Raw genomic sequence first — 25,692 nt, forward strand, 5'->3', positions numbered from 1 at the left:
TGGTTTACATTACGTGGCAATTGTAGGGAATAAAAACAACTCAAACTCGTTCTTTATGGAAGTGAATCCACCGAACTTGAGTTGCCTTTCACACTGACAACATCTTCACACACAATATAAAGATTTTTGGTTTACACTGCGTGGCAATTGTAGGGAATAAAAACAACTCAAACTCAGTCACCACTGAACTTGAGTTGCCTTTCACACTGACAACATCTTCACACACAATATAAAGATTCTTGGTTTACATTACGTGGCAATTGTAGGGAATAAAAACAACTCAAACTCGTTCTTTATGGAAGTGAATCCACCGAACTTGAGTTGCCTTTCACACTGACAACATCTTCACACACAATATAAAGATTCTTGGCTTACACTGCGTGGCAATTGTAGGGAATAAAAACAACTCAAACTCAGTCACCACCAAACTTGAGTTGCCTTTCACACTGACAACATCTTCACACACAATATAAAGATTCTTGGCTTACACTGCGTGGCAATTGTAGGGAATAAAAACAACTCAAACTCAGTCACCACCAAACTTGAGTTGCCTTTCACACTGACAACATCTTCACACACAATATAAAGATTCTTTTAAGCGAGGCTAACTTATGCCTCAAGCTTATGACGAGAGCCTTGCTCTTTGTCTATGGTTAAACTTTAGAGTGTTAGCTCCAATTTGACAAACGAGAAAAATAAACCTAATAGGTGAAAAAAACTAAACTATATACCTTTGTCTAATACATTTAGATTGGATTGCTTTGGAAGCTATGATGCGAAGGCGTTTTACAGGCACAAAAAAAGCGCTATAAAGCGCTTTTTAATATTTAAGACAGGCTTAAATAATTTGGTTTTCTTTCCAGGCTTGCTCTTTTGCTAAACGGTTTTTGCGTTTATCACATGGATCATCGCAATCACAGGCTTTATCAATACCAACCGAACCTAAACCACCACAGCTGCTTGCCATAGATTTTTTTTGCACGATCATACCAACGGCCATAGCCGAAACTATCAAAATTAGTAAGCCAAAAGTAAGAAGAAAAAGTGACATTGCTTAGCCCCTATTGATCAGCAATAAATTAAACTCAAATATTTTTGAGCGACTGCTATTATATACCCAAATAACACGGAAATAAACAAGTCAGCACCATACTATAAATAAGACTTAAATGCTGGGCTTGAGTAGGTAATTAAACCCTCTTTTGATTTACCTATTAAATAAACCGGTAAATCATGTTGTTCAGCATAAGCTTGCGCTTTTTGCATCCCCATTACAGTAAGTGCCGTCGCTAAACCATCTGCCGTCATAGCGCTTGGATGAAGCACAGTTACCGACACTAAGTCGTGCTTAATAGGCATACCTGTTGCTGGATCAATTAAGTGGGTATAGATCTCGCCATCCATTTTATAAAAAATACGGTAATCACCCGATGTCGCTATACCACTTGTACCTGGCGATAAGACACGGTGTACCTTACGCTCTCCAGGTTGCGCATCTGGTTGCTCAATCGCGATTTTCCAATCCTGATTATTTGGCTTTTCACCTGCTATACGCAGCTCACCACCAATCTCAACCATGTAATTAGTAATGTCGTGGCTTTCTAATAACTGGGCAACTTTATCAATACCATAGCCCTTAGCTGTTGCCGAAAAAGAAAGCTCCAGTCCATTAACTGTTTTAGCCAGTCCTTGCTCATTTAAGATAAGTTTATCAATGCCTATTTTTTCAACCATACTTGCAAGCTCTTCATCACTTGGGCGATTAGTTGGTTTTTTATCAGGCCCAAAGCCCCATAAATCAATTAAAGGCCCCATTGTTACGTCGAGTGTTTTAGTCGATTCACCCAAGCGAATAGACTCGCTTATAACAGCCCTAAAATCTTCGCTAATTGGCATGACTTGATTTGCAGGTAATCTGTTAAATGTATTTATTTCAGAGTCTTCTATGTAAGTAGACATAGATTGGTTCACATCTTTTAAAACAGCGTCTATTTGCAGCTGTAGTTGTGAAGCCGATAGCTGGGCTTGCTCATCATAATATTTAATATGATAAGTGGTACCCATAGTCTTACCTTCTAAAAAGGTTTCTTTTAACTCTGGCTTTTCACCACACCCAGACAATAATACAGTCAGTGTAATTAGTAAAAAGGCCATTATGCCCTGTGAAGTACTTACTCGATTCATAACAGCTCTACTTAATAGATTGATAAAATTAAAGAATAAAAAAAGCCTCGTAACACAAGTCCTACGAGGCTGGTATTTTAACCAAAACTAAACTGTTTTGGTATTAGTGTTAGCCACCGAAGTCATCTAGTAAGATATTTTCGTCTTCAACACCTAAATCTTTAAGCATAGTAATAACTGCCGCATTCATCATTGGAGGACCACACATGTAGTACTCACAATCTTCAGGCGCTTCGTGATCTTTAAGATAGTTCTCAAATAACACGTTATGGATAAAGCCAGTATAGCCTTCCCAGTTATCTTCAGGCTGTGGATCTGAAAGTGCTGTATGCCATACGAAGTTAGGATTTTCAGCGGCTAGGCCGTCAAAATCTTCTACGTAGAACATTTCACGCTCAGAACGTGCACCATACCAAAAACTCATCTTACGTTTAGAGTTCAAACGTTTAAGTTGGTCAAAGATATGAGAACGCATTGGCGCCATACCAGCACCACCACCAACAAATACCATTTCTGCGTCAGTGTCTTTAGCAAAGAACTCACCAAATGGGCCCGAAATAGTTACCTTGTCGCCTTCTTTAAGTGACCAAATGTACGAAGACATTTTACCACATGGCAAGCTAAGGTTTCTTGGAGGTGGAGCAGCAATACGCACGTTAAGCATAATGATGCCTTCTTCTTCTGGGTAGTTAGCCATTGAGTAAGCACGAATTGTTTCTTCGTCTACTTTTGACTCCAGATCGAAGAAACCAAAATGGTTCCAGTCGCCACGATACTCTTCAGGAACATCGAAATCTGCATATTTAACATGGTGAGGTGGAGCTTCGATTTGGATGTAACCACCCGCACGAAACGGCACTGACTCGCCATCTGGAATTTGCAGCTTAAGTTCTTTGATGAACGTTGCTTTGTTATCATTAGAGATAACTTCACAATCCCACTTCTTAACACCGAAAATTGACTCTTCAAGTTCAATTTCCATGTCATTTTTAACATTTACCTGACACGCTAAACGACAGCCTTCACGGGCTTCACCTTTAGATATGTGATCAAGCTCAGTTGGCAGAATATCACCACCACCTTCTTTAATGTGTACACGACACTGACCACAAGAGCCACCGCCACCACAAGCAGATGATACAAATATACCTGACTCAGATAGTGCGCCTAAAAGCTTACTACCTGCTGATGTTTTAATGGCTTTATCTGGGTCGCCATTAATGCCGATGATAATATCGCCACTTGCAACTAACTGAGATTTAGCACCAATGATGACTAAAACCAGTAGTACAACGATAGCGATAAAAACACCAACGCCTAAGAAAATCTGATAATCCATGATTTATCCTCGCTACCTTTACAGTGAAATACCAGAGAATGACATAAAGCCAAGTCCCATTAAACCAACAGTGATGAAGGTAATACCTAAACCACGTAAGCCGTCAGGTACGTCTGAGTATTTCAGTTTCTCACGGATACCTGCAAGTAATGTAATTGCAAGTGCCCAACCAACACCAGCGCCAATACCATAAACAACAGACTCGCCGAAGTTATAGTTACGCTCAACCATGAATGATACCGCACCAAATATTGCACAGTTAACTGTGATAAGTGGTAAGAAGATACCTAACGCGTTGTATAGTGCAGGGAAAAACTTATCTAACGCCATTTCAAGAATTTGCACAAGTGCTGCAATAACACCAATGAAAGTTAAGAAACGTAAAAAGCTAAGATCTGCATCTGGGTAACCTAACCAAGTTAGTGAACCAGGTGCAAGTACCGCATGATAAACCAAGTTGTTTACAGGTACAGAAATACCCAATACAACTATAACCGCTATACCTAGGCCAATTGATGTAGTTACTTTTTTAGATACCGCTAAAAAAGTACACATGCCTAAGAAGAATGACAACGCTAAGTTCTCAATAAAAACGGCTTTTACAAATAAACTAATATAATGTTCCACTATTTGCCCCTTACGCTTTAGCTTCTACTTGGTCTTTCTTATAAGTACGCAGTACCCATATGAATAAACCAATGATGAAGAATGCACTCGGTGGTAAGATCAATAGACCCATAGGCTGATACCAACCGCCATCTTGTACTAATGGGATAATATCAACACCGAATAGTGAACCCTTACCAAATAGCTCACGAATGAAACCAACAGTAAGTAGTACTACAGAGTAACCTAAGCCGTTACCAATACCGTCAAGGAATGACATAAGTGGTGGCGACTTCATCGCGTATGCTTCAGCACGACCCATTACGATACAGTTAGTAATGATTAGACCAACGAATACAGAAAGCTCTTTTGCAGTAGCATAAGAAAATGCCTGTAATACTTGGTCAACAACGATTACCAATGATGCGATAATTGTCATTTGTACGATGATACGTACAGATGATGGGATCTGGTTACGAATAAGCGAGATAAAGAAGCTCGAAAACGCAGTTACAAGTGTCAATGCGATTGACATAATTAACGCATTTTTTAAGCTAGACGTTACCGCTAGCGCAGAACAAATACCAAGTACTTGTAGTGCGATTGGGTTGTTAGCTAAAACCGGGCCAAATAGGACCGCCTTCATTTCTTTAGTATCAGCCATTATTTCAATGCTCCTTTACGTACTTTCGCAAGGAAAGGGCCAAAGCCATTTTCGCCAGTCCAAAAGTCAACTGCATGATCAACACCGTTAGACGTTAATGTAGCACCTGAAAGACCATCGATCTTATGCTCATCATTGCCCGCAGTACCTTTAACAATTTGAATTGGAAGTTCTTTACCTTCCCATGTAGCAGTCCACTGTGGATTTTGGATTTCGCCACCAAGACCTGGGGTTTCATTATGCTTGTAAAAGATAATGCCCTTAACTGTTTCACCATCGCTTTCAAGCGAGATAAAACCGTACATCAAGCCCCATAAGCCGTAGCCTTGGATAGGAAGAATGATTGCATCAACTGAGCCATCTTCTTTTTTAGAGATATACACCGGTGACTCTTTAGTCACACGTTGAATACCAGCAATATCTTTAACGCCTTTCTCTTGAAGAGAAACACTTAGCGCTGCATCATATTTGCTTTTTTCAAAGTCAAAGATTGTTGGGTCTGTATCTACAAACTCACCTGTAGTCATGTTTACAACGCGCGCTTCGATTTTTGCATCAAATGTTTCAAGAACATTTTCAACTTTGTCGATGCCCGCAGCAGCTAAGATATTGCTTTGAATATCTTTGTTTTTATTAGCTTGCTGTAAAGGACGAAGCTGTACAGAAGCAAACGATACAATGATTGCACACACTAAACATAGTGCTACAACAACTGATAACGTTTTGCCGATTGATTCGTTATTACTAGACATTACGTGCCAACCTCCGCTTAATATTAGCCTGCACTACAAAGTGATCGAACAGTGGAGCGAACAAGTTAGCAAATAAGATTGCTAGCATCATGCCTTCTGGGAAAGCAGGATTCACAACACGTATCATAACCACCATAAAGCCAATTAGTAGACCATATGCTAATTTACCTTTGTCAGTAAATGCAGCTGATACAGGGTCAGTAGCCATAAAGAACATACCAAACGCAAAGCCACCAAGTACGAAATGCCAATACCAAGGCATTGCAAATACAGGGTTAGTTTCTGAGCCAACAGCATTTAATAAAAATGCAGTTGCTACCATACCTAGGAATACACCTAGTACGATGCGCCAAGAAGCGATACGAACGTAAATTAAGAACAAACCACCTACTAATAATGCAAGTGTAGATGTTTCACCTACAGAACCTTGAATGAAACCATAAAACGCATTCCACCATAATTCCATGTTTGCAAAGTCAAGTGTGCCAGCAAATGCTTGGCCTAGCATAGTTGCACCAGAGAAAGAATCTACTGCTGTCCATACTGTGTCACCTGAGATTTGAGCTGGGTATGCAAAGAATAAAAATGCACGACCGGCTAAAGCAGGGTTTAAGAAGTTACGGCCAGTACCACCAAAGATTTCTTTAGCGATTACTACACCAAACGTAATACCTAACGCAACTTGCCATAAAGGAATAGTTGCTGGCAAAATAAGTGCGAATAATACAGAAGTAACGAAGAAACCTTCGTTAATTTCATGCTTACGCACTGAAGCAAATATAACTTCCCAGAAACCACCTACTGCAAATGTTACAGCGTAGATAGGTAAGAAGAAACATGCTCCATAGAACATCTTAGCGCCCCAGCCTGCATCAGCGGTTAACTCGCCACCGAATAACTGGAACAAACCAACTTGCCACGTGTTTGCTAGTTCAAAACCTTGTGCTAAAGCACCAGCGGCCTGATGACCGATATTGAACATACCAAAAAACATAGCTGGGAACGTCGCCATCCACACTAAAATCATCATACGTTTTAGGTCGATGTTATCGCGTACGTGTGTCGCGCCTTTATTTACGTAGCCTGGTGTATAAAAAATAGTTGCAGCTGCTTCATACAGTGCATAAAACTTTTCATATTTACCACCGGCTTCAAAATTCGGCTCGATATCTTCTAGATATTTTTTTAAACCCATCTCTCTAGCCTTCCTTCTCGATCGTAGTTAAGCAATCGCGTAGGATAGAACCATACTCGTATTTGCCTGGACAAACGAAGGTACATAACGCTAAATCTTCTTCATCAAGTTCAAGCGCGCCCAATGAAATTGCACTGTCTAAATCACGTGCAATTAAGTCACGTAATAATAGAGTAGGCAAAATATCTAACGGCATTACGCGCTCGTAGCTACCAATTGGTACCATGGCACGTTTTGAACCACCTGTTGACGTTGTCATTTTAAATAAACGACTTGGTGCAAGGTGAGAAAGGAATGTACGCGTTACAGAGAATTTATCACTACCTGGTGCAATCCAGCCAAACAATTCTTTTTCGCGACCTTCAAGTAAAACAGATACTTGAACGTGGTAACGACCTAAGAATGCATGAACACCGTTTGAAATAGAACCCGATAGAACAGAACCAGAAATAACGCGGTTATCTCCGTCTTCTAACTCACCAGCCACTAAATCATCCAATGAAGCACCTAATTGTGTTTTCACTAAACGTGGGTTTTTAACGCGAGGACCTGCAAGCGAAATAACACGATTTGTGTAAATTTCACCAGTAAGGAATAAGTGACCATACGCAATAACGTCTTGGTAACCAATATGCCAAACTTGTTTGCTAACAGAAACTGCATCAAGATGATGGATATGAGTGCCAACGAGGCCAGCCGGATGCACACCACCAAACTCATGTACTTCTACTTGAGCTATAGATGAGCTAGGAACTTGGCTGCCTGCTTTTTTACACACAAATACTTTGCCATCGGTCAAACGCGAAACAACTGCAAGACCCGCTTCAAATGCTTGCGCATTTTCTGCAATAATTACTGCAGGATCTGCAGCTAATGGGTTTGTGTCGATTGCGGTCACAAAAATAGAACTAGGATTTGCATCCACAGCCGCTACTTTGCTGAATGGGCGAACACGAAGTGCTGTCCATTGACCAGACTGGATAAGTACTTCTTTGGCTTTTTCGCGCTCTAAGCTCGGAAGCTCGTCTGCTTTGAAAGAGTCAAAGGTGATTTGCTCACTGCCTGCTACTTCAATAACAACAGATTGCAGCACACGTTTAGCACCACGATTTATTTCTTTTACTGTACCAGAAGCTGGAGCAGTAAATAGGACGCCTGGGTTCTTTTTATCTTCAAAAAGTACCTGGCCTTTTTTGACTTGGTCATCCACACGAACATGCATGGTTGGACGCATACCGATAAACTCTTCGCCAAGCACAGCTACACGTTTGACAGCAGAACCGTCATGTATAACTTGCTGTGGCGCGCCCTCTAAGGGTAAATCCAGACCTTTTTTTATGTTGATCATACGCACTTGCATTACATTAAAGGAAAGAAACTGAAAAATCGTATCAACCACGTCGCCATTTGAGTTATTCCAAGTTATATCAAGGTACAAAAGAGCAGCTTGCTAGAGATATCAAACAAGCAACGTAGTAAAACTCATCACATATTGTCGAGATTTTAACATCATTTTAGATGACTATGCGAGTGTATTTATGAAAATTATACGACAGAAACACTTATTTAGTTTTGTTAAGTGAATTAAATAAAAATCAAGCTAGACCAAAGTGGTAGCCTAAGCAATTATCATTCCTGATTTCATCGTAAATTCAACAAATCGCATAATACAAAAAAAGCCGCGATAGCGGCTTTTATAACTAGGGCCTGTTGACCTTTCAGGATTAAAATTTGTTCAATCTAGGGGCTATTTAATCGCGGCGTGAGGTTTGTAACCTAGTGGGCTAAGTAAAAACCAAGCAACAAAGAGTAAATAGCCCCTAGGCAGAACCCTTTGGGCAGCGCATGTTTGGCATTTATTCCACGTCATCGCCCATTTATGGGGAATAACCACACTACATAGGCTCTGTCTTGCCTAAATACCAAACAGGCTGCTGCAAATTTAACCTCGAAAGATAAACAGGCCCTAAGTTCTGTTAGTCAATCATATTGGCAATTGGCTTAACTGAATCTACATCTTGATCGTAGTCAACACTATCTATACCAAAACCAAATAAGCGTAAAAACTCATTATGGTAACCAACATAATCTGTTAGCTCATCAATGCTGCTCGTATCTACTTTATCCCAAACAGCTTGCACGCGAGCTTGTACATCGTCTTCTAGCTCTTTGTAGTTTTGGAATAAATGTCCACCGTCGTCAAAGCGAGGAGACTCACCATACAAGTTTTCACTAAATAAAGCGTGAATTTGCTCAATAGTGCCTTCGTATGTGCCATCTGCTTTCATAACTTTAAATAAAGCAGAGATATATAACGGCATAATAGGAATAGCAGAACTTGCTTGCGTTACCACAGCATTAAGTGATGAAACATATGCCTCACCATTTAAATCTTTTGTTGATTCTTTAATAGCAGCGGTTGCACGGTCTAGATCTTCTTTAGCCTTACCAATAGTAGCGTGTCCGTATATTGGCCATGTTAGCTCTTTACCAATATAAGTGTACGCAGTCGTTTTAAAGTTATCGGCTAATACATCCGCTTCTTTTAATGCGTCAATCCACATTTCCCAATCTTCACCGCCCATTACTTTAATGGTGTTGTCGATATCGTCTTGGTTTGCAGCTTCAACAGTAATTTCATCAATTTCACGCTTTGATGTATTTAAGTTTTTAGTAGTAACGGCACTGCCAATTGGTTTAAGCGTAGATGAGTAAACTTCGCCCGTATTTGGGTCTGTACGACGAGGAGACGCTAAGCTGTAAATAATACAATCTACTTTGCCCAAATCTGCTTTAATAGTGTCGATTGCTTTTTGTTTAATTTCGTTAGAAAACGCATCGCCATTAATATTTTTAGACCAAAGGCCTGCTTCGTCTGCTGCATCTTGAAAAGCAGCGGTATTGTACCAACCAGCAGAGCCTGTTTTGCGTTCTGTACCTTCTTTTTCAAAGAAAATACCTAATGTTTTAGCACCACCACCAAACGCTGCTGTAATGCGCGAAGCCAAGCCGTAGCCTGTTGATGCGCCAATAACTAATACATTTTTTGGTGCATTTTTTAATGCGCCTTGTTGTTTTACATAGTTAATTTGTTCTTGAACATGCTCTGCACAACCAGCTGGATGTGCGTTTGTGCAGATAAATCCACGAATTTTAGGCTTAATGACCATTGATCATCCTATATCTTTTACAATAAAAATTAGCGCTAGTTTAAAGGCTAATACTAAAAACACTGATCTGATCAGTTAACCACAAGTGTAACAATCAAATCGCTATTAATTATTTAAGCTAATTTAGAGCCGCCCATACAATTAGGTGAATCAGGTGCCTCGCCGCCCTGCTCTGTATACTCATCGGGTGTATATGTATGAATTGCGAGTGCATGAATATGATTTGCTAATTCATCTTTTAGAATTTCATTAATTTCACGATGGCGCTGCAATAAACGTTTACCTGTAAAACCTTCGCTAACCACTATTACTTTAAAGTGTGATTCAGTGCCCGCACTGTGCATATGGCTTTCGTTAATTACGTTTAAATGTTTACACGCAATAGCGTTGCTTATTTTTTCTTGGATCTGTTGCTGCATTGACATAAAAGACCGTTTTAATTAGCTAATTTATACACTTACTATAACAATTTAACGCAGCGCTTGGCTAACTAAATTGCTTTTGTTTAATGTCCTTAATAAATCGGTAAGTTAAACTTATTCGAGGATGTGCAAGCGTTGTTTGTTTAGGTATTGCATGTTGATAATCTCGCTGGCTATGTCCATTCATTATTAAACAGCTGCCACTTTGTAATTTTAAGTCGGTTACTTTATTGCTCGCCTTGTGCTTTAACTTTAGAACCCGATCAGCTCCTAGCGAGACACACACAATTGTTGGTTTATCACCAAGCTCTATTTCATCATCACTGTGCCAGCCCATCGTATCATTACCATCTCGGTAATAATTAACGAGTAATGAGTTTAGAGGCTGATTTAAGTGCGCCTCTAAACGCCTTCTCATATTAAGTAACAATTCATCCCATGGCTCTACTATTTGCTTACTACTTGAATAGCCGTATTCAATATTTAAATCGCTCATGAAGCATTGTAGCCGTGGAATAGGCCCCGTTTTACCATAAACAGTTACATCGGGTTGCTGCCAACGTAGGTTTTTTTGCAAATAATAAAATAGATCGAGGCTTTTTTGTGCACTAAGTGCCCTACTTTGATAAGAAAAGCCATTTGGTAACTGTTGGGGGTTGGCGTTTTGCCGTTGCATGTTAGAATTTACCTACATTAGATTACTGATCAACGAACCATTATGACGACGCAAGCCCAGCTAGGCGATAAAACCTTTACTCTTGAACGCTTTCCTTTGGATCAAAAAAACCGCAGCTTACAAGCGTGGGATTCGGCAGATGAGTACCTTATCAATTATGTTAACGAACATCACCCTGATTGTCGCTCATTGCTTATTTTAAACGATAGCTTTGGTGCACTTGCTTGTTATTTTAATAAGTTAACGGTTTGTTCAGTTAACGATTCTTATATTAGCCACCAAGCTGCGGCTTATAACTTACAAGAAAACAAACTGCCTACAGCAGATTTCACACAATTAGATAGTTTGTCTGCATTACCGCAGGATGTTGATTTAGTACTTATTAAAATCCCTCGTAATGTAGGTTTTTTACAGTTTCAGTTAAGTGAGCTCAGTGAAGTCCTTGCACCTGGTACGCCAGTAATTGCTGCAGGTAAAACAAAAGAAATTCATAACTCAACAATAAAATCATTTGAGCAATTTATTGGTGAAACAAAAACTAGCCTAGCAGTTAAAAAATCCCGCCTTATATTAAGTACAGCTAAAGGCGGATATAAAGCAGCAGATTTCCCTGTAACGTGGGAGCTTGAAGGTACTGAGTTTAATATAACAAACCATGCAAATGTGTTTTCGCGTGATTCGTTAGATATTGGTGCACGCTTCTTTTTTAACTACTTACCAGAAACACCAAAAGCTAAAAGCATTATTGATTTAGGCTGTGGTAACGGGGTTGTTGGATTAATGACGCTTGCTCGTTGCCCTAATGCATCAGTTACTTTTGTTGATGAGTCTTACATGGCAGTAGAGTCGGCTCGGTTAAATGTAGAAATTAACCTAGGCGATAAGTTTGATAACTGCGAGTTCATCGAAAACGACTGTTTAACAGGCTTTGAAAGAGACAGTGTAGATATGGTGCTTTGTAACCCTCCATTTCACCAAGCTCAGGCCGTTACCGACCATATTGCTTGGCAAATGTTTAAACAAGCAAAAGATACTTTAAAAGAAGGCGGCGAGCTGCGTATTATTGGTAATCGTCATTTAGATTATCATGATAAATTAAACCGTATGTTTGGCAACTGTAAGTTGCTAGGTTCAAACAAAAAGTTTGTCGTTTTAAGTGCAACAAAAAATAGTGGAATGCTATAAATGAAATTAACAAACATTATAATTGGGTATTGTGTATTACTGATACTTGCTGGCTGCGCGAATCAGCCTAGCCAAGTAATACTTAACCCAGTTTATAAAAATGGTCAAATTAGCACTATAAATAGTAGCTTAAGTACTAGTGTAATTGATTTACGTGGCGATACATCAACACTTAAACTTATTGAGTCAGACAAAACTAAAACCTTTGCAAGCCAAGGTATTACCAGCTCTATTAAAAGTGTGTTAGACAGCGCCCTAAGCCGCAATGGAGCCAGTATTTCTAACTTAGCAACGGTTCGCTTTGAAGTAGATATTCATGCATTGCAAGCTGTTGTAACCGAAAAGCTAGTGAGCCATACCAGCGAAGCCCACATAGAACTTGGCGTGCGTGTTATTCGCGCCTCAAGTAACTTTAGTAAAGTGTATAGAGGTAGTGCTAATTTAGAAGGCCCATTTAGTCATGAGCAAGCAAAAATAGAAGGTCAACTCAATAAGTTGACTGAGCAAGTTATTACCCGCATTGTATCTGACCCTGAATTAATAGAATTTTTAGAAGGTTAACTATGAAACGACTTTTTTTAATCTGCTTAGGCCTATTTTTTAGTGTAAGTAGCTTAGCAGCCCAAGAAGGCCGCTTTGTGCAAAAGGACAACATTTTTCCACGCGTAGAAATTGTAACGTCAATGGGTAGCATCGTGGTTGAGCTAGATCGCTCTAAAGCGCCCATCACAGTCAATAATTTTTTAACTTACGTGTCAGACAAAAGTTATCAAGGCAGCGTTTTTCACCGTATTGAGCGCGATGTAGAAAATGATCGCGACTTTGTTATTCAAGGTGGCGGTTACGATAAAGACTATGATGGCCTACATGAAAATGACCCTATTTTTAATGAAAGCGGTAACGGTTTAAAAAACGATATGTATAGCATTGCTATGGCCTATCAAGATAGACAACCGCACTCAGGAACTCGCCAATTCTTTTTTAATATGGATAATAACGATCACTTAAATCCAGGGAAAGATTGGGGCTTTGCAGTATTTGGTAGCGTAATGGATGGTTACGACACGCTTGATAAAATTATGACTGTTGAAACCGGTTTTAATGAAAAAATTGGCTACGATTTCGTACCTAAAAAACCTGTTGTCATCTTAAATATTAAAGTGCTTGAACAAGTCCCACTGTAATTTTTTAAGAGCAGCTTAGCTGCTCTGCATCAAAGCCAATGAAGGCCCTATGAGCAAATCTCTCTCTATTAGCGAATATTTTTCTTACTTTAAAGACAAACGCTTAATCCACATTTTCATATTTGGTATGAGTAGCGGTTTTCCGTGGGTTTTAATTGGCTCTGTTATGTCTGCTTGGCTAAAAGATGAAGGGCTAAGTCGCAGTATGATAGGCCTATTTGGCATTGTATTTGGCGCTTACAGCATAAACTTTTTGTGGTCACCACTCATTGACCGTACAAAACTTCCTATTTTATATAAATGGCTAGGCCAGCGTCGCAGTTGGATACTATTTTGCCAAAGTTTTATTTTTATTGGCACCTTGCTATTAGCAGGGCTTGATTTAAAAGCTAATTTGGCAATTGTTGCTGCGATTTGTTTATTAATCGCCATTGCTTCAGCTACTCAAGACATTGCTATTGATGCCTTTAGAATAGACACCCTAAGCGAAAGCGAATCACACAAAGCAACCGCTGCAGCCGCAATGGCAACTTCGGGTTGGTGGACAGGTTATGCACTTTTAGGCGCCATTCCATTTTACATGGCCGATATACCCTCGCTCGACTGGCCACAAATTTATTACTTTTTAGCTGCCGTAATGCTGCTGTTAATGAGTGGAGCACTGTTTGCAAAAGAGCCCGAAACTAACCGCGAAGCAGTACATGCTGAACTTGAGCGTGTGTATCTTGAAAAACTGTCCTCTACAAAACAAACTCCTTTAACAAAAACTGTTGCGTGGCTTGCGGTAACCGTTATTGATCCCTTTAGAGCTTTTTTTACTAAAAATGGCGTTAAAACAGCACTAGCATTACTTGCGTTTATTTTCTTATTTAAAATAGGCGAAGCGTTTTTAGGGCGCATGTCGATTGTGTTTTATAAAGAAATTGGTTTTAGTAATAGCGATATAGCTACATTTTCGAAGGTAGGTACAGCGGTACTTACAATCATATTTACCTTTGTTGGCAGTTTATTTAATCAAAAATATGGCATTGTTAAGGGTTTATTTGTAAGTGGTATTGCAATGGCTGCTTCAAACTTAGCCTTTTCGTGGATTGCTTTAGTTGGCCCTGACCTAAGGCTGTATGCCTTTGCTATTGTTATTGATGGCTTTACGCAAGCGTGGTCGTTGGTCGCTATGGTGGCCTTTATATCGATGTTATGCGATAGAGCATTTAGTGCAACGCACTATGCATTACTGGCGTCATTAGGGAATTTAGGACGAACATTGCTTTCAAGCTACAGTGGTGTAGTAATTGATGATTGGTTAATGGGAAATTGGTCGCTGTTCTTTATTTTAACAGCCTTAATGGTTTTACCTTCGTTGATATTTTTATATCTGATTAGGTATAAGTTGTATGAGCTTGAGAAGAATTACCACAAAAATATTTAATGCATCCCTGCATTAACATATTGCTTAGCACTATCAAGTGCCCCTTAAAGTGTACTAAGCAATTATTGAGTTAATCTACTTTTAGCAAGCTAAGTGCTTCATGTGGATCAACTTCTAGAGCTGTACAATAGCGAACAAACTCAATGACATCTAAACGGCGTTCTTGATTTTCAATCTTGCCGATAAATGAATGAGGCGTTCCAAGCACTTGTGCTAGGCTTCGCATTGTATGACCCTTTTCATGGCGCTTAGTTTTAAGCCACTTTGTTAGCTTTGCATTTTCTTCAGAAGAAACTGTTTTGCCCATCATTTTACATCTCCTACTAGATGATTTGACGTACCCATTAAAGCAGTAGTTTCCATCAATAGCCGTAGGCAGGTAAGCAGTCATACTTTCAATAGCAAGCTATTGCTTAATAAAGCATGTGTTGCTACTCACTCCACCAACACAGCTAAAAACTACGCTAATAATATGGTAAAGATTTGTTTTTATTGAGAATGAAATTTTGCCCGTCTCATTCTTGGATACATTATATACTATTAACACTTTGGTTAAATAATTAATTACATACTCGGTACAAAATCAACCTGAACGAACATTTATAAACACTGAATATTTGACCTAAGTTATCAGAAAACATTAAAAAAATAATATTACCTTCATAAAACAGCTTAAAAATATTTATAACATATTTGTTCCTTTTTAATGTTACACGTTTATTATTAAGCAATAATTTGCACTAAAAAGGCCAAGTAATGTTCAGACTTCTTTTTTTATTACCTATCGTGTTGTGTTTAGGTTGGTACTTTTTTTTGCGCCACAACGGCGTACCAATTAAACAAGGTAAAAAAGGCTTTATGTATATTTTAGCGTTTTCAGCCTTTGTACTCGGCTTTTTTGTATTGATAATGCAAATTACCGAATACGCACCAACTGATTTATAGGCATTAAAAAAGCCGCAAAAGCGGCTTTATTCTATTTAGCGTTTGGCTGTTAAACGCTAAAGCTTGCACCACAACCACAGGTTGTTGTTGCATTTGGATTAGATACAAAAAAGCGTGCGCCTTCTAATCCTTCAGTGTAATCAACCTCACCATCAACCAAATATTGAATGCTCATTGGATCAATAACGAGTGTTACACCATTTTTTACAATTTCTAAATCGCCAGGATTCGCTTTTTCATCAAAAGTAAAACCATATTGAAAACCAGAACAACCACCGCCTGTTACATAAACACGCAGTTTTAAGTCTGGGTTTTCTTCTTCGTCGATTAACTGTTTAACACGAACAGCAGCCGCATCGCTGAACTTAATTGGTAATTCTTCAGACATTTTAAAACCCTCAATATCGCAATGGCGTGATTATCTAATACCCGAGTGTTTTAATCAAGTATAGTAAAACAACTCTTTCCTCTAAGTTATATCTATAAATTAGTAAAAAAATGGCCAAACATTAACTAGCTAAAATAATACTTAAGCAAACTAAAAGCGACCTTTATACGCTATAAACTCATTAAATATTTTAGTTATAGGCAATAGGTCTTAATCTTCACTGCAAATTGTTAATATAAGTTACGAAAATTTCAAAATCACAAGGACTTAGCTAAACTCTTTTGCTAAAATGCTGCTGAAAAATACAGCGAGGAATTATGCATGTGGCTTGAGCAACTCAGGCGTCGGCTGGCAAAACCTAAAACATCTGTACAATTATGCTTATTAGGCGTAGTTGCCGGATTAATTGCTGCATTTTTTATTATTTTATTTCGCTTAACCATTCTGTTTTTCCAAAGCTTATTCTTAGAAACACCTGACGACTTTACTACCCTACCAACACTTGAACGTGTACTAATGCCTTTAGTTGCTGCATTACTAATAGCCACGTTTGCTGCCTTTACTGGGTTTAAACATTACCGCTTGGGTATCCCCTTTGTTATACACAGAATTAAACGTCACTACGGGCAAATGCCTTTATACAATACGGTTAATCAATTTGTTGGTGGCGCACTTGCTCTCATTAGCGGTTTTTCAGTTGGCCGAGAAGGGCCTTCCGTGCATATGGGCGCAACGGGGGCGAGTATTTTGGCAGATAAGCTGCATTTACCGCATAATGCCATGCGTACTCTAAGTGGTTGTGGAGTAGCGGCAGGTATAGCCGCGTCGTTTAATACTCCACTTGCAGCCGTTATTTTTGTAATGGAAGTGGTACTTCGTGAATATAAAGTACATATATTTGTACCTATCATGCTTGCCGCTGTTACTGGCGCACTGGCCACACAGTTTGTTTTTGGTGAAGGCTCAGAGCTTGCGCTCATTACCATAGCGCCATTGAGTGGTTGGCATTACCCTTATTTAATATTATGCGGCATGGCGCTGGGTGCAATTGCATTTAGCTTTAATCAAAACTTAATGCTAATTATTAAAACATTTAAACCTTTAAGTATGTTCCCTCGTTTATTAATTGCAGGGTGCATTGCCAGCTTAATAGCTTACGCAGTGCCTCATGCTATGGGCTCTGGTATGAGCGCAATAACTATCGCGGTTGAATCTCCTGATGACGTAAAGCTACTCACAACTATTTTAATCGCTAAACTACTTGCTACATTGTTTGCTATCGGTTTGGGTATTCCGGGCGGTTTAATTGGTCCGGTAATTGGACTTGGCGTATTAATTGGTACATTAATGGCTTTTTTTGCTCAGTTTATTAGTCCTGGCACTGATATAGCGGGTACTTATGGAGTTTTAGGTATGGCCGGATTAATGGCCGCCACATTGCATGCACCACTAGCTGCTTTAACAACGGTCATGGAGCTTACATCGTCACCTGAAATAATTGTTCCAGCTATGCTTGTGATCACCACGGCCTATGTAACAGCATTACAGTTTTTTGGAAATCGCTCCATATTTTTGCAGCAACTAGATTTTCAGGGATTACCGTACCATGTATCTCCCGCTACCGAAGCATTACAAAAAGTGGGGATAATGGATGATATGGATGAAGACTTTAAATTGCTTTATTCTGACGACAAAGTGCAAATAAAAAGCACATTAGATGCCATGGATAGCCAAACTCCGTTAATTGTTTTTGACGAAGAAAATGGCTATCGTCTCGCTGAATACGATTTAACGCTAATGTCTAATGAAACAATAAATATAAATTATATTAGCTTGCAGGGCATCAGTAGTCAGGCCACCCTAGCCGATGCTTTCGATATCCTAAAAGATAAAAGAAGTGGCGCGCTTTACGTTTATAACCTTTTAGATAATCAACAAATTATGGGGCTATTACGCTGGGATCAAATTCATCATATTTTAACCATTCGTAACAGCTTACTTTAAACAATAAGGACAATTATGAGCGCATTATTGATTTATAAAACACTCCACATATTTTTTATGATTGCGTGGTTTGCCGGTATTTTTTACTTGCCTCGATTATTTGTATATCACGCTATGAGCGAGGAAAGATCATGCAACTCTATGTTAAAAGTTATGGAGCGCAGACTACTTTATTTCGTTACCCCATTTGCTGTATTAACCGCTGTGTTTGGTGTATTAACCATTGTTGAATATGGTCGTGATTGGTTTAGATACAGTATGTGGTTGCACTATAAGCTAGTGCTGGTGATCATATTATATATATACCACGGCTACTGTTTTAAGTTATTAAATGACTTTAAACATGACCGCAACACTAAGACAGACCGCTTTTACCGTATTTTTAATGAGCTCCCAGTTATTGCGTTGCTCATCATAGTGGCACTTGCGGTAATAAAACCTAATTTATAAGCTTTGCGGCGCATGTTAAACTTCGCTGCAATTTACAATACTTGCTTTAACACGCGCGATTGCGTGCTCCATTTATGGATTATCGCGCCCATTTAATTGATTAGGAATAACCCCATGTTAAGTTTCCAAGGTGAGCATATACTGTCTGTAAATCAGCTAGACAGAGACTGCATTGAACGTATTTTTGCAGTAGCAAAAAAAATGGAGCCTTATGCTAAAAAGCAAAAGCAAACTACGGTGCTAGAAGGCGCTATTTTAGCTAATTTGTTTTTTGAACCGAGCACTCGTACACGAGTTAGCTTTGGCACCGCCTTTAACTTACTTGGCGGTGGCGTACGTGAAACTACAGGTATGCAAAGTTCAGCCCTTGCTAAAGGTGAGTCTCTTTACGATACCGCCCGCGTTATTTCAGCTTATGCTGACGCTGTTGCTATGCGCCATCCTGATGCAGGCTCAGTTAGTGAATTTGCTGACGGCTGTACTGTGCCGGTTATTAATGGCGGCGACGGCCCAAATGAGCACCCTACTCAAGCATTACTTGACTTATTAACCATTGAGCGCGAATTACATCGTTTTGGTCAAAATATTGATGGTATGCATATAGCGCTTGTGGGCGATTTAAAGTATGGCCGCACAGTGCATTCTTTATCTAAACTATTGTGCCATTATAAAAATGTAAAGTTTTCGATGGTCGCGCCTGACGGCTTACAAATGCCAACAAGCATTTTAGATGCAGTAGAAAATGCTGGCCATAAAATTGAGCTAGTAAATAAGATGGAAGGCAATTTAGCAGCCGATATTGTTTACCAAACACGTATTCAAGAAGAGCGTTTTCCATCGCAAGAAGAAGCAAATAAATACCGTGGCGGTTTTAGGATTAGCCAATCTATTTACAGCGCTCACTGTAAGCCTAACTCTGTATTAATGCATCCTCTTCCACGTGACAGTCGCTTAGAAGCCAACGAGCTTGATAACGACTTAAACAGTAACGACAATTTAGCAATATTCCGCCAGGTACAAAATGGCGTATTAATTCGTATGGCACTGTTTGCTTTAACACTCGGCGTAGAAAACAAAGTCGATAAGTATGAAGTAGACGTACCTTGGTTTAGCCGCAAACGCGACAGCTAACCCTCTTTTAAGTGACAATTTATAGGATTTTTCATGACAATTAGCCAAGACTTATTTGAACGCGCCCAAGCTTCTATTCCTGGTGGCGTAAACTCACCAGTTCGTGCTTTTAATGGTGTAGGCGGTACGCCACTATTCATTACAAAAGCAGAAGGCGCGTTTACATTTGATGCCGACGGTAATCGTTACATTGATTATGTTGGCTCTTGGGGGCCTATGATCATGGGCCATAATCACCCTGCAATTAAACAAGCTGTACACGAAGCTGTAGAAAATGGCCTTAGCTATGGCGCACCAACTGAAGCCGAAATATTAATGGCTGAAAAAGTAAAAGAGCTAGTTCCATCAATCGAAAAAGTACGCATGGTTAGCTCAGGCACTGAAGCAACAATGAGTGCAATTCGTTTAGCACGTGGCTTTACCGGTCGCGATAAAATATTAAAATTTGAAGGTTGTTACCACGGTCACGCTGACTCGTTATTAGTTAAGGCAGGTTCTGGTGCGCTAACAATGGGTGTGCCTAATTCTCCAGGTATTCCTGAAGACTTTGCTAAGCATACACTTACAGTTTCGTTTAATAATCTAGATGAAGTAAAAGCTATTTTTGCAAAATACGCAGACGAAATTGCCTGTATTATTGTAGAGCCAGTAGCCGGTAACATGAACTGTATTCCACCAGTGCCTGGCTTTTTAGAAGGTTTGCGTGATGTGTGTGACGAATATAAATCAGTACTTATTTTTGATGAAGTAATGACAGGCTTTCGTGTTGCACTTGGCGGTGCACAAGCTTATTACAACATTAAACCAGATCTTACGTGTTTAGGTAAAGTAATTGGCGGCGGCATGCCAGTTGGCGCGTTTGGTGGTAAAACTGAAATAATGGATTACATTGCGCCTGTAGGACCAGTTTACCAAGCAGGTACTCTTTCTGGTAACCCTATTGCAATGGCTGCAGGTTTAAAATCACTTGAGTTATTAAGTGAGCCTGGCCTTCACGATAAGTTAGAAGCTATTTCAAAAGCAATTTGTGAAGGCTTTGAAGCTGGTGCTAAAAAAGCCGGTGTTGCGCTAACAACTAACTATGCGGGCGGCATGTATGGATTCTTTTTTACTGATGCTGAAAAAGTAACGACATACAAGCAAGCAACTGAGTGTGACCTAGAGCGCTTCAAACGTTTTTTCCACCTCATGCTTGAAGAAGGCGTTTACCTTGCCCCATCAGCATTTGAGGCTGGTTTTGTATGTGCTGCGCATACTGAGCAAGAAGTAAAAGACACAATAGCGGCAGCGGAACGCTCGTTTGCTAAACTTTAAGCTAAAAATTACTATTTATACATTTGTAACCACTTGTTTTTAAGTATGTAATTAAGACTAAAGATTGAAAAAAGCCCGAAAGGGCTTTTTTTATTTGTAGTGTACTATAAATGAATGATAATTAAGCATAACAAGGTCTATTCACCTTTACTCTATTACAAAAAATACAAGAGAGCCTTATGTCAGGATTACGCCAATTTTCTTTTCCCACTATCCAGCTAATGGCAAACTTAAAATACAAAACTAAAATCAGCTTAATGTTTGGAATTTTACTCGTTCCTCTATCACTTAGTTTGTTTTTTTTAGTCTCGTTATTAAGTGAAAGTATTACTGTTTCAAAAATGCAGCAGCAAGGCTTAAAAGGCTACAGAGCTATACTTTCAAATCAAATGCAGGGAGATACGAATCAAAATATAAAAATAGCTCGCTCACTCGGCTTTGACATAAAAGACACACAAGCAAATGAAGTACTTGAACTTGTTTCTATTCAATCAAATCTAGCCTTAGACAGTCAATTAGCAAGCGCTTATGTAAACCGCTCTTTAGTCACGCCAATTCCTGCACTTATAATGCAAATAAACTCAACAGCGCAAAGCGCTAATACTGTTTTAGCTAGTAACCGTTTTACGCCCGATACGTTTATAGCACTTTCAAATTTTAGTAAGTCACTTCCTTTATACGAAAAACAACTCGATAAAATACTCAATGTAGCCACCAATGCAGATAAATCAGTAAACAAAGCGCTCATGCCTCCTTTAACTAGTTTACACAGTGCTGTGGGTGCATTTAAAAACGCGATAGATGAAAAACTACTTGAGCCAGACGATATTCTATTAACTCAATCAGAATTTACTAAACTAACAAACAATGTTCACAGCAGTATTAATCAACTTGTTAGTAAGAGCATTCCAACCCTTGAGAGCCTTATTGAGGCAAAACTGCAAACTCAACAGTGGACACGAAATCTTGTTTTAGCTGCTTCATTGATCAGTTTGCTATTTGCATTTTATTTGATGATTGGTTTTTATTTTGCAGTTGTTGATACCATTAATCGCTTTGCTGATGCCGCGAATAGAGCCGCGAATGGCGACTTAAATGCAACTATCGATTCGAGCACTAATGATGAAATGGGAATTATTGCATCGCGCTACAACGCATTACTTAACGCATTTTCACATTTATTATTTGATGTTAAAGCAAGTACAGAAGAGCTATGCGATGCAACTAAATCGCTATCACATGCGAGCAGCCAAACAAGCAATGATGTTTCAAAACAGCAAATTAGAGTAAATGCTATTTATAATGCACTAAGCGATATGGCTCAAAACGCACTTGCAGTTGAAGAGTCTGCGCATCAAGCTACGCTTACCGCGCAAGATGCTGCAGCTCATGTGAAACAAGGTTCAGACAATACAATGGAGCTTGCTAAATATATGCAAGACCTCCAAATTGAATTTGCAGAGAGCCAACAAGCGCTCGATAAGCTAGCACAAGATAGCCAAGAAATTAGCAAAGTAAGTAAAGGGATCAGTGAAATAGCCGATCAAACAAACTTGCTTGCACTTAATGCCGCTATTGAAGCCGCGCGAGCCGGCGAGCATGGCCGTGGATTTGCCGTTGTAGCTGATGAGGTAAGAACACTTGCTCAGCGTACACAAACACAAACCCAAGAAATACATCAAATTATTAGCTCTTTACAACAAGCATCTGACGACACCCAGCAAAAAATGCGCTCAAGTGTTGAAAAAATGGAGCAATCAGTAAAAGCAGCCAATCAAACCAATGAAGTATTGCAAAGTGCAGAGCAAAGTATGGGCGATATTAAACATCAAGGTGAAGTAATTGCAGAGCGTGTTAAACAGCAATCAAATGCAACAACACAAGCATTAAATGATTCGCAAGAAGTGAGTAATTTAGCAGATCAAACGCTAACATCGGCTCAATCAACGCTACAAGATGCACAGCAATTAAGTCGCTTATCTAATGATTTAACCAAATCAATGCAGTTTTTTAAATCTTAATACCAATTCGCTTAATTAAGTGATCTATTTTGAGGGAAGAAAATCGTGTCGATAACAAGGCAAAAATTTCGTTATTTAGTTGTTCTATATCAGAAATTTTTAACGTAGTTAACGTCAGATTTAACCCCTCAAATTGATTAAGTATTATTACGGATTGGTATAATTACGTTAACTACAACTTACAACAAAGCCGCTAAATAAGCGGCTTTGTTGTTTAAAGTAATCTTAAATTAACGTATGCATTGCGGCCTAGGCTCGAACTCACTCGCCCTAAGCGGTAGCTGAATCACCTTGCCACATCCTGGTGGTGCCTGCTTACCCGTTTGTTCATTTACAAATGCCCAGCGTATTGATGGTGGACGCGTATCAGCTATTGCTTGTGGGTTAAGTGGTTTTAAGTAACGAATATATGCTTCTAATGCGCCTACGCTACCTGTTAAACCAGTGCTTTTGTTGTCATCTCGACCAAGCCACGCAACAGTCACTGTATTTTGATCAAAGCCTGCAAACCAACTATCACGTAAATCGTTGCTGGTCCCTGTTTTACCAGCGAGCTGGATTGACGGAAAATGTAAATTTAAGCGTTTAGCAGTGCCATCTTTCGTTACGCGTTTCATTGCGTATTTGGTCATATACATTGCAGATTTATCAAAACGAGGCTCTGCATTTACTTTATGCTTATAAAGTACTTTACCAACAGAGTCAGTTAATGCCGAAATTGCAGTGAGCTTTTTATATTCGCCATCTGCAGCAATTGTTGTATAAAGCTGAGCCACTTCAAAACTCGACATTTCAACAGCCCCTAAAAGCAGCGATGGGTATTCGTCTATCGCCCCTGTTGCGCCTAAACCTTTCAATGTATTTACTACTTTATCAACACCTACATCGAGGCCTAAATTAACCGCTGGGATATTTATACTGTTACTAAATGCTTTATAAAGTGGAATTGCACCACGGTATTGGTGGTCAAAATTTTCTGGTTGCCACACTTTACCTTGCTCATTTGTGACCTGTACTGGCGAGTCATCAAGCAAAGTAGCTAAATTATAATGTGGCAATTGCAGTGCGGTTAAATACACGGCAGGTTTTACAAGCGAGCCTATATTACGTTTTGTGTCTAAAACACGGTTAAATCCTGAATATCGAACATCGCGACCAGCAATAAGTGCAGAAACACCGCCTTTTTCTACATTAACAGAGATCATGGCTGCTTCTAGTTTTTCAGTTCTAGGGCGATTTTCCAAGTACGGTAAACTCTTTTCAATCGACTCTTCCATTGCTGTTTGCTTTTGCAAGTCAAAATAAGTAAATACTCTTACGCCTGCATCAAGTGTTTGCTGATCAGGTAATAATTCATTTAACTCTCTGTTTACTAGCTCTAAATAGCCTGGGTATGATTTTTGTAAACTGGCTTTCATTGGCGCAATATCAATTGGGCGATTAAGCGATGCACGGTACTCTTTTGTGCTAAGTAACTTATTTTCGACCATTAGACGCAGCACTAAGTCCCTGCGCTCCATTGTGCGCTCTTTATAACGACGTGGGTTGTAATAAGATGGGCCTTTAACCATTGCCACCAGCAGAGCAATTTGATCGTACTCAAGCTCGTCTACAGGCTTTGAAAAGTAAAAGTCAGAAGCAAGCCCCATACCATGGATACCTTGGTTGTATGACTGCCCTAGGTATACCTCATTTAAGTAAGCTTCTAATATCTGATCTTTTGAATAGCGATAATCTAAAATAAGGGCAATAAAGGCCTCATTTATTTTTCGTACTAAAGAACGCTCACGCGTGAGGTAAATATTTTTAGCTAATTGCTGAGTAAGCGTACTGCCACCTTGAACGGTGCGTCCCGCTTTAATATTTGAATAAAGCGCACGTAAAATAGAAAACACCGACACACCATGGTGATCATAAAAATCACGGTCTTCAACTACCAGTAGCGTATCTTTAAGCATGGCTGGGAACTTATCTAGCGGTACAAATTCTCTATCTTGTTTAGAGTCGTTGCCAATTCGCGCTATTTGCACAGGTTCTAGGCGAGCAGAGTTTAAACGTCTGCCGAACTTATCTTTAATAGTCGCAACTTTTTGCCCTGCAAAACGAAGTTCAATAATATGTGATTCTTCAAGGCCATCATAAAATTCAAAATCACGGCGATAAATCTTGATGCTATCTGCTGTTTTAACAAACTGCCCTGTTCTGCTTAATCTATTAACAGATGAATAATGTAGACGCTCTAACTCAAACACAACTTCTTGGCTTGATAAAAATTGCCCCGGATAGAACTCCATAGAACGAGCATACACTTGCGCTGGAAGTTGCCATTTATTACCTTCAAATATACGTGTAGTTTTTGAATCTAAATAAATGAAATACATTGCCATTGCAATAAAAACAGCCAAGCTGAATTTCCAAAACACTGACCATGTTTTTCTCATAAAAGAGCGTTTAACAGTGGGATTCACTGTTTTTTTACTGCCCTTTGATGTGCTTTTTTTTGTCGTGCTTGACGATTTACTAGCACGTTTAGCTGCAGGTTTGCTGGTAGGTGTTTTTTTATTGTCGGCCATTTAAGTGTAATTTATTCCAAGGGTTATTCACGAGTGCGAGCTTAGCATATTGGGCATATC

24 protein-coding genes are annotated in these 25,692 nt (G+C 39.3%); 10 read left to right on the plus strand and 14 right to left on the minus strand.

Going from position 1 to position 25,692, the window contains the following annotated elements; translation table 11 throughout:
• Positions 1-838 precede the first annotated feature (838 nt).
• The 11 genes from nqrM to H5089_RS11665 form a co-directional block, all read right to left on the minus strand.
• Positions 839-1,051 (minus strand): (Na+)-NQR maturation NqrM, encoded by a 213-nt coding sequence (nqrM, locus tag H5089_RS11615; protein WP_007376137.1) that lies wholly within the window; start codon positions 1,049-1,051, stop codon positions 839-841.
• Between the two features lie 101 nt (positions 1,052-1,152).
• Positions 1,153-2,184, minus strand: a complete 1,032-nt coding sequence (locus H5089_RS11620) for an FAD:protein FMN transferase (RefSeq protein WP_182712248.1) — start codon at positions 2,182-2,184, stop codon at positions 1,153-1,155.
• A gap of 109 nt (positions 2,185-2,293) precedes the next feature.
• Positions 2,294-3,523, minus strand: a complete 1,230-nt coding sequence (nqrF, locus tag H5089_RS11625) for an NADH:ubiquinone reductase (Na(+)-transporting) subunit F (protein ID WP_002958895.1) — start codon at positions 3,521-3,523, stop codon at positions 2,294-2,296.
• Positions 3,524-3,541: 18 nt separating this feature from the next.
• The gene (nqrE, locus tag H5089_RS11630) at positions 3,542-4,150 is read right to left on the minus strand and encodes an NADH:ubiquinone reductase (Na(+)-transporting) subunit E (protein WP_002958896.1); all 609 of its coding nucleotides are present in this window, start codon (positions 4,148-4,150) and stop codon (positions 3,542-3,544) included.
• A 10-nt stretch (positions 4,151-4,160) separates the two neighbouring features.
• Positions 4,161-4,793, minus strand: coding sequence for an NADH:ubiquinone reductase (Na(+)-transporting) subunit D (locus H5089_RS11635; RefSeq protein WP_002958897.1), 633 nt, complete (start codon positions 4,791-4,793; stop codon positions 4,161-4,163).
• Positions 4,793-5,545 carry a Na(+)-translocating NADH-quinone reductase subunit C gene (locus H5089_RS11640; RefSeq protein WP_002958898.1) on the minus strand — a complete coding sequence of 251 codons (753 nt, stop codon included), beginning with the start codon at positions 5,543-5,545 and terminating at the stop codon, positions 4,793-4,795. Before H5089_RS11640 ends, H5089_RS11635 begins: the two co-directional genes overlap by 1 nt.
• Positions 5,538-6,740, minus strand: a complete 1,203-nt coding sequence (locus H5089_RS11645) for an NADH:ubiquinone reductase (Na(+)-transporting) subunit B (protein ID WP_002958899.1) — start codon at positions 6,738-6,740, stop codon at positions 5,538-5,540. The genes H5089_RS11640 and H5089_RS11645 overlap by 8 nt, the downstream gene beginning before the upstream one ends.
• A 4-nt stretch (positions 6,741-6,744) precedes the next feature.
• Positions 6,745-8,088, minus strand: coding sequence for a Na(+)-translocating NADH-quinone reductase subunit A (locus H5089_RS11650; protein WP_024596562.1), 1,344 nt, complete (start codon positions 8,086-8,088; stop codon positions 6,745-6,747).
• 628 nt (positions 8,089-8,716) lie between these two features.
• A complete protein-coding gene (gene fabV, locus H5089_RS11655; RefSeq protein ID WP_024596563.1) occupies positions 8,717-9,910 on the minus strand; it encodes an enoyl-ACP reductase FabV in 1,194 nt (397 codons plus the stop codon).
• 113 nt (positions 9,911-10,023) lie between these two features.
• Positions 10,024-10,335: a BolA family transcriptional regulator gene (locus H5089_RS11660; protein ID WP_024596564.1), complete on the minus strand. Its 312-nt coding sequence runs from the start codon at positions 10,333-10,335 to the stop codon at positions 10,024-10,026.
• A 61-nt stretch (positions 10,336-10,396) separates the two neighbouring features.
• Positions 10,397-11,008, minus strand: coding sequence for an alpha-ketoglutarate-dependent dioxygenase AlkB (locus H5089_RS11665; RefSeq protein ID WP_024596565.1), 612 nt, complete (start codon positions 11,006-11,008; stop codon positions 10,397-10,399).
• 42 nt (positions 11,009-11,050) lie between these two features.
• Here H5089_RS11665 and H5089_RS11670 point away from each other — a divergent pair, with 42 nt between their 5' ends.
• Genes H5089_RS11670 through H5089_RS11685 form a run of 4 tightly spaced genes read left to right on the plus strand, consistent with a single transcriptional unit; the run spans position 11,051 to position 14,806 of the window.
• The gene (locus tag H5089_RS11670) at positions 11,051-12,193 is read left to right on the plus strand and encodes a methyltransferase (protein WP_024604970.1); all 1,143 of its coding nucleotides are present in this window, start codon (positions 11,051-11,053) and stop codon (positions 12,191-12,193) included.
• Entirely contained in the window at positions 12,194-12,754 is a 561-nt protein-coding gene (locus H5089_RS11675) for a YajG family lipoprotein (protein WP_024596567.1), read from the plus strand. It begins immediately after the preceding gene.
• Positions 12,755-12,756: 2 nt separating this feature from the next.
• Positions 12,757-13,377 carry a peptidylprolyl isomerase gene (locus H5089_RS11680; RefSeq protein WP_002958906.1) on the plus strand — a complete coding sequence of 207 codons (621 nt, stop codon included), beginning with the start codon at positions 12,757-12,759 and terminating at the stop codon, positions 13,375-13,377.
• A gap of 49 nt (positions 13,378-13,426) precedes the next feature.
• On the plus strand, positions 13,427-14,806 hold the full coding sequence (locus H5089_RS11685) for an AmpG family muropeptide MFS transporter (RefSeq protein WP_182712249.1): 1,380 nt from the start codon (positions 13,427-13,429) through the stop codon (positions 14,804-14,806).
• 70 nt (positions 14,807-14,876) lie between these two features.
• Here H5089_RS11685 and H5089_RS11690 read toward each other — a convergent pair whose 3' ends face one another.
• Positions 14,877-15,116 carry a helix-turn-helix domain-containing protein gene (locus H5089_RS11690; RefSeq protein WP_002958908.1) on the minus strand — a complete coding sequence of 80 codons (240 nt, stop codon included), beginning with the start codon at positions 15,114-15,116 and terminating at the stop codon, positions 14,877-14,879.
• A 446-nt stretch (positions 15,117-15,562) separates the two neighbouring features.
• Between H5089_RS11690 and H5089_RS11695 the strand changes: the two genes are divergently transcribed.
• A complete protein-coding gene (locus H5089_RS11695) occupies positions 15,563-15,751 on the plus strand; it encodes a hypothetical protein (RefSeq protein ID WP_024596569.1) in 189 nt (62 codons plus the stop codon).
• 49 nt (positions 15,752-15,800) lie between these two features.
• On the opposite strand, the gene erpA is transcribed toward H5089_RS11695, so the two are convergent.
• Positions 15,801-16,139, minus strand: coding sequence for an iron-sulfur cluster insertion protein ErpA (erpA, locus tag H5089_RS11700; protein WP_002958911.1), 339 nt, complete (start codon positions 16,137-16,139; stop codon positions 15,801-15,803).
• A 321-nt stretch (positions 16,140-16,460) separates the two neighbouring features.
• Between erpA and H5089_RS11705 the strand changes: the two genes are divergently transcribed.
• The 5 genes from H5089_RS11705 (at position 16,461) to H5089_RS11725 (ending at position 23,059) form a co-directional block, all read left to right on the plus strand.
• Positions 16,461-18,143 carry a chloride channel protein gene (locus H5089_RS11705; RefSeq protein ID WP_002958912.1) on the plus strand — a complete coding sequence of 561 codons (1,683 nt, stop codon included), beginning with the start codon at positions 16,461-16,463 and terminating at the stop codon, positions 18,141-18,143.
• 15 nt (positions 18,144-18,158) lie between these two features.
• A complete protein-coding gene (locus H5089_RS11710) occupies positions 18,159-18,593 on the plus strand; it encodes a CopD family protein (RefSeq protein ID WP_002958913.1) in 435 nt (144 codons plus the stop codon).
• 114 nt (positions 18,594-18,707) lie between these two features.
• Positions 18,708-19,724 carry an aspartate carbamoyltransferase gene (locus tag H5089_RS11715; RefSeq protein ID WP_002958914.1) on the plus strand — a complete coding sequence of 339 codons (1,017 nt, stop codon included), beginning with the start codon at positions 18,708-18,710 and terminating at the stop codon, positions 19,722-19,724.
• 33 nt (positions 19,725-19,757) lie between these two features.
• Positions 19,758-21,038: a glutamate-1-semialdehyde 2,1-aminomutase gene (hemL, locus tag H5089_RS11720; protein WP_024596268.1), complete on the plus strand. Its 1,281-nt coding sequence runs from the start codon at positions 19,758-19,760 to the stop codon at positions 21,036-21,038.
• Positions 21,039-21,217: 179 nt separating this feature from the next.
• Positions 21,218-23,059 (plus strand): methyl-accepting chemotaxis protein, encoded by a 1,842-nt coding sequence (locus tag H5089_RS11725; RefSeq protein ID WP_182712250.1) that lies wholly within the window; start codon positions 21,218-21,220, stop codon positions 23,057-23,059.
• Positions 23,060-23,289: 230 nt separating this feature from the next.
• On the opposite strand, the gene mrcB is transcribed toward H5089_RS11725, so the two are convergent.
• Positions 23,290-25,632, minus strand: a complete 2,343-nt coding sequence (mrcB, locus tag H5089_RS11730; RefSeq protein WP_024596271.1) for a penicillin-binding protein 1B — start codon at positions 25,630-25,632, stop codon at positions 23,290-23,292.
• Positions 25,633-25,692: the final 60 nt, after the last annotated feature.

Source organism: Pseudoalteromonas sp. SR45-1, assembly GCF_014163655.1.
Classification (GTDB): Bacteria; Pseudomonadota; Gammaproteobacteria; order Enterobacterales; family Alteromonadaceae; genus Pseudoalteromonas; species Pseudoalteromonas distincta.

Excerpts from the sequence above, each read along its gene's own strand:
- nqrM (WP_007376137.1), bottom strand. The coding sequence starts at position 1,051 with ATGTCACTTTTTCTTCTTACTTTTGGCTTACTAATTTTGATAGTTTCG.
- H5089_RS11620 (WP_182712248.1), bottom strand. The coding sequence starts at position 2,184 with ATGAATCGAGTAAGTACTTCACAGGGCATAATGGCCTTTTTACTAATT.
- nqrF (WP_002958895.1), bottom strand. The coding sequence starts at position 3,523 with ATGGATTATCAGATTTTCTTAGGCGTTGGTGTTTTTATCGCTATCGTT.
- H5089_RS11635 (WP_002958897.1), bottom strand. The coding sequence starts at position 4,793 with ATGGCTGATACTAAAGAAATGAAGGCGGTCCTATTTGGCCCGGTTTTA.
- H5089_RS11640 (WP_002958898.1), bottom strand. The coding sequence starts at position 5,545 with ATGTCTAGTAATAACGAATCAATCGGCAAAACGTTATCAGTTGTTGTA.
- H5089_RS11645 (WP_002958899.1), bottom strand. The coding sequence starts at position 6,740 with ATGGGTTTAAAAAAATATCTAGAAGATATCGAGCCGAATTTTGAAGCC.
- H5089_RS11650 (WP_024596562.1), bottom strand. The coding sequence starts at position 8,088 with ATGATCAACATAAAAAAAGGTCTGGATTTACCCTTAGAGGGCGCGCCA.
- fabV (WP_024596563.1), bottom strand. The coding sequence starts at position 9,910 with ATGGTCATTAAGCCTAAAATTCGTGGATTTATCTGCACAAACGCACAT.
- H5089_RS11660 (WP_024596564.1), bottom strand. The coding sequence starts at position 10,335 with ATGTCAATGCAGCAACAGATCCAAGAAAAAATAAGCAACGCTATTGCG.
- H5089_RS11665 (WP_024596565.1), bottom strand. The coding sequence starts at position 11,008 with ATGCAACGGCAAAACGCCAACCCCCAACAGTTACCAAATGGCTTTTCT.
- H5089_RS11670 (WP_024604970.1), top strand. The coding sequence starts at position 11,051 with ATGACGACGCAAGCCCAGCTAGGCGATAAAACCTTTACTCTTGAACGC.
- H5089_RS11675 (WP_024596567.1), top strand. The coding sequence starts at position 12,194 with ATGAAATTAACAAACATTATAATTGGGTATTGTGTATTACTGATACTT.
- H5089_RS11680 (WP_002958906.1), top strand. The coding sequence starts at position 12,757 with ATGAAACGACTTTTTTTAATCTGCTTAGGCCTATTTTTTAGTGTAAGT.
- H5089_RS11685 (WP_182712249.1), top strand. The coding sequence starts at position 13,427 with ATGAGCAAATCTCTCTCTATTAGCGAATATTTTTCTTACTTTAAAGAC.
- H5089_RS11690 (WP_002958908.1), bottom strand. The coding sequence starts at position 15,116 with ATGATGGGCAAAACAGTTTCTTCTGAAGAAAATGCAAAGCTAACAAAG.
- H5089_RS11695 (WP_024596569.1), top strand. The coding sequence starts at position 15,563 with ATGTTCAGACTTCTTTTTTTATTACCTATCGTGTTGTGTTTAGGTTGG.
- erpA (WP_002958911.1), bottom strand. The coding sequence starts at position 16,139 with ATGTCTGAAGAATTACCAATTAAGTTCAGCGATGCGGCTGCTGTTCGT.
- H5089_RS11705 (WP_002958912.1), top strand. The coding sequence starts at position 16,461 with ATGTGGCTTGAGCAACTCAGGCGTCGGCTGGCAAAACCTAAAACATCT.
- H5089_RS11710 (WP_002958913.1), top strand. The coding sequence starts at position 18,159 with ATGAGCGCATTATTGATTTATAAAACACTCCACATATTTTTTATGATT.
- H5089_RS11715 (WP_002958914.1), top strand. The coding sequence starts at position 18,708 with ATGTTAAGTTTCCAAGGTGAGCATATACTGTCTGTAAATCAGCTAGAC.
- hemL (WP_024596268.1), top strand. The coding sequence starts at position 19,758 with ATGACAATTAGCCAAGACTTATTTGAACGCGCCCAAGCTTCTATTCCT.
- H5089_RS11725 (WP_182712250.1), top strand. The coding sequence starts at position 21,218 with ATGTCAGGATTACGCCAATTTTCTTTTCCCACTATCCAGCTAATGGCA.
- mrcB (WP_024596271.1), bottom strand. The coding sequence starts at position 25,632 with ATGGCCGACAATAAAAAAACACCTACCAGCAAACCTGCAGCTAAACGT.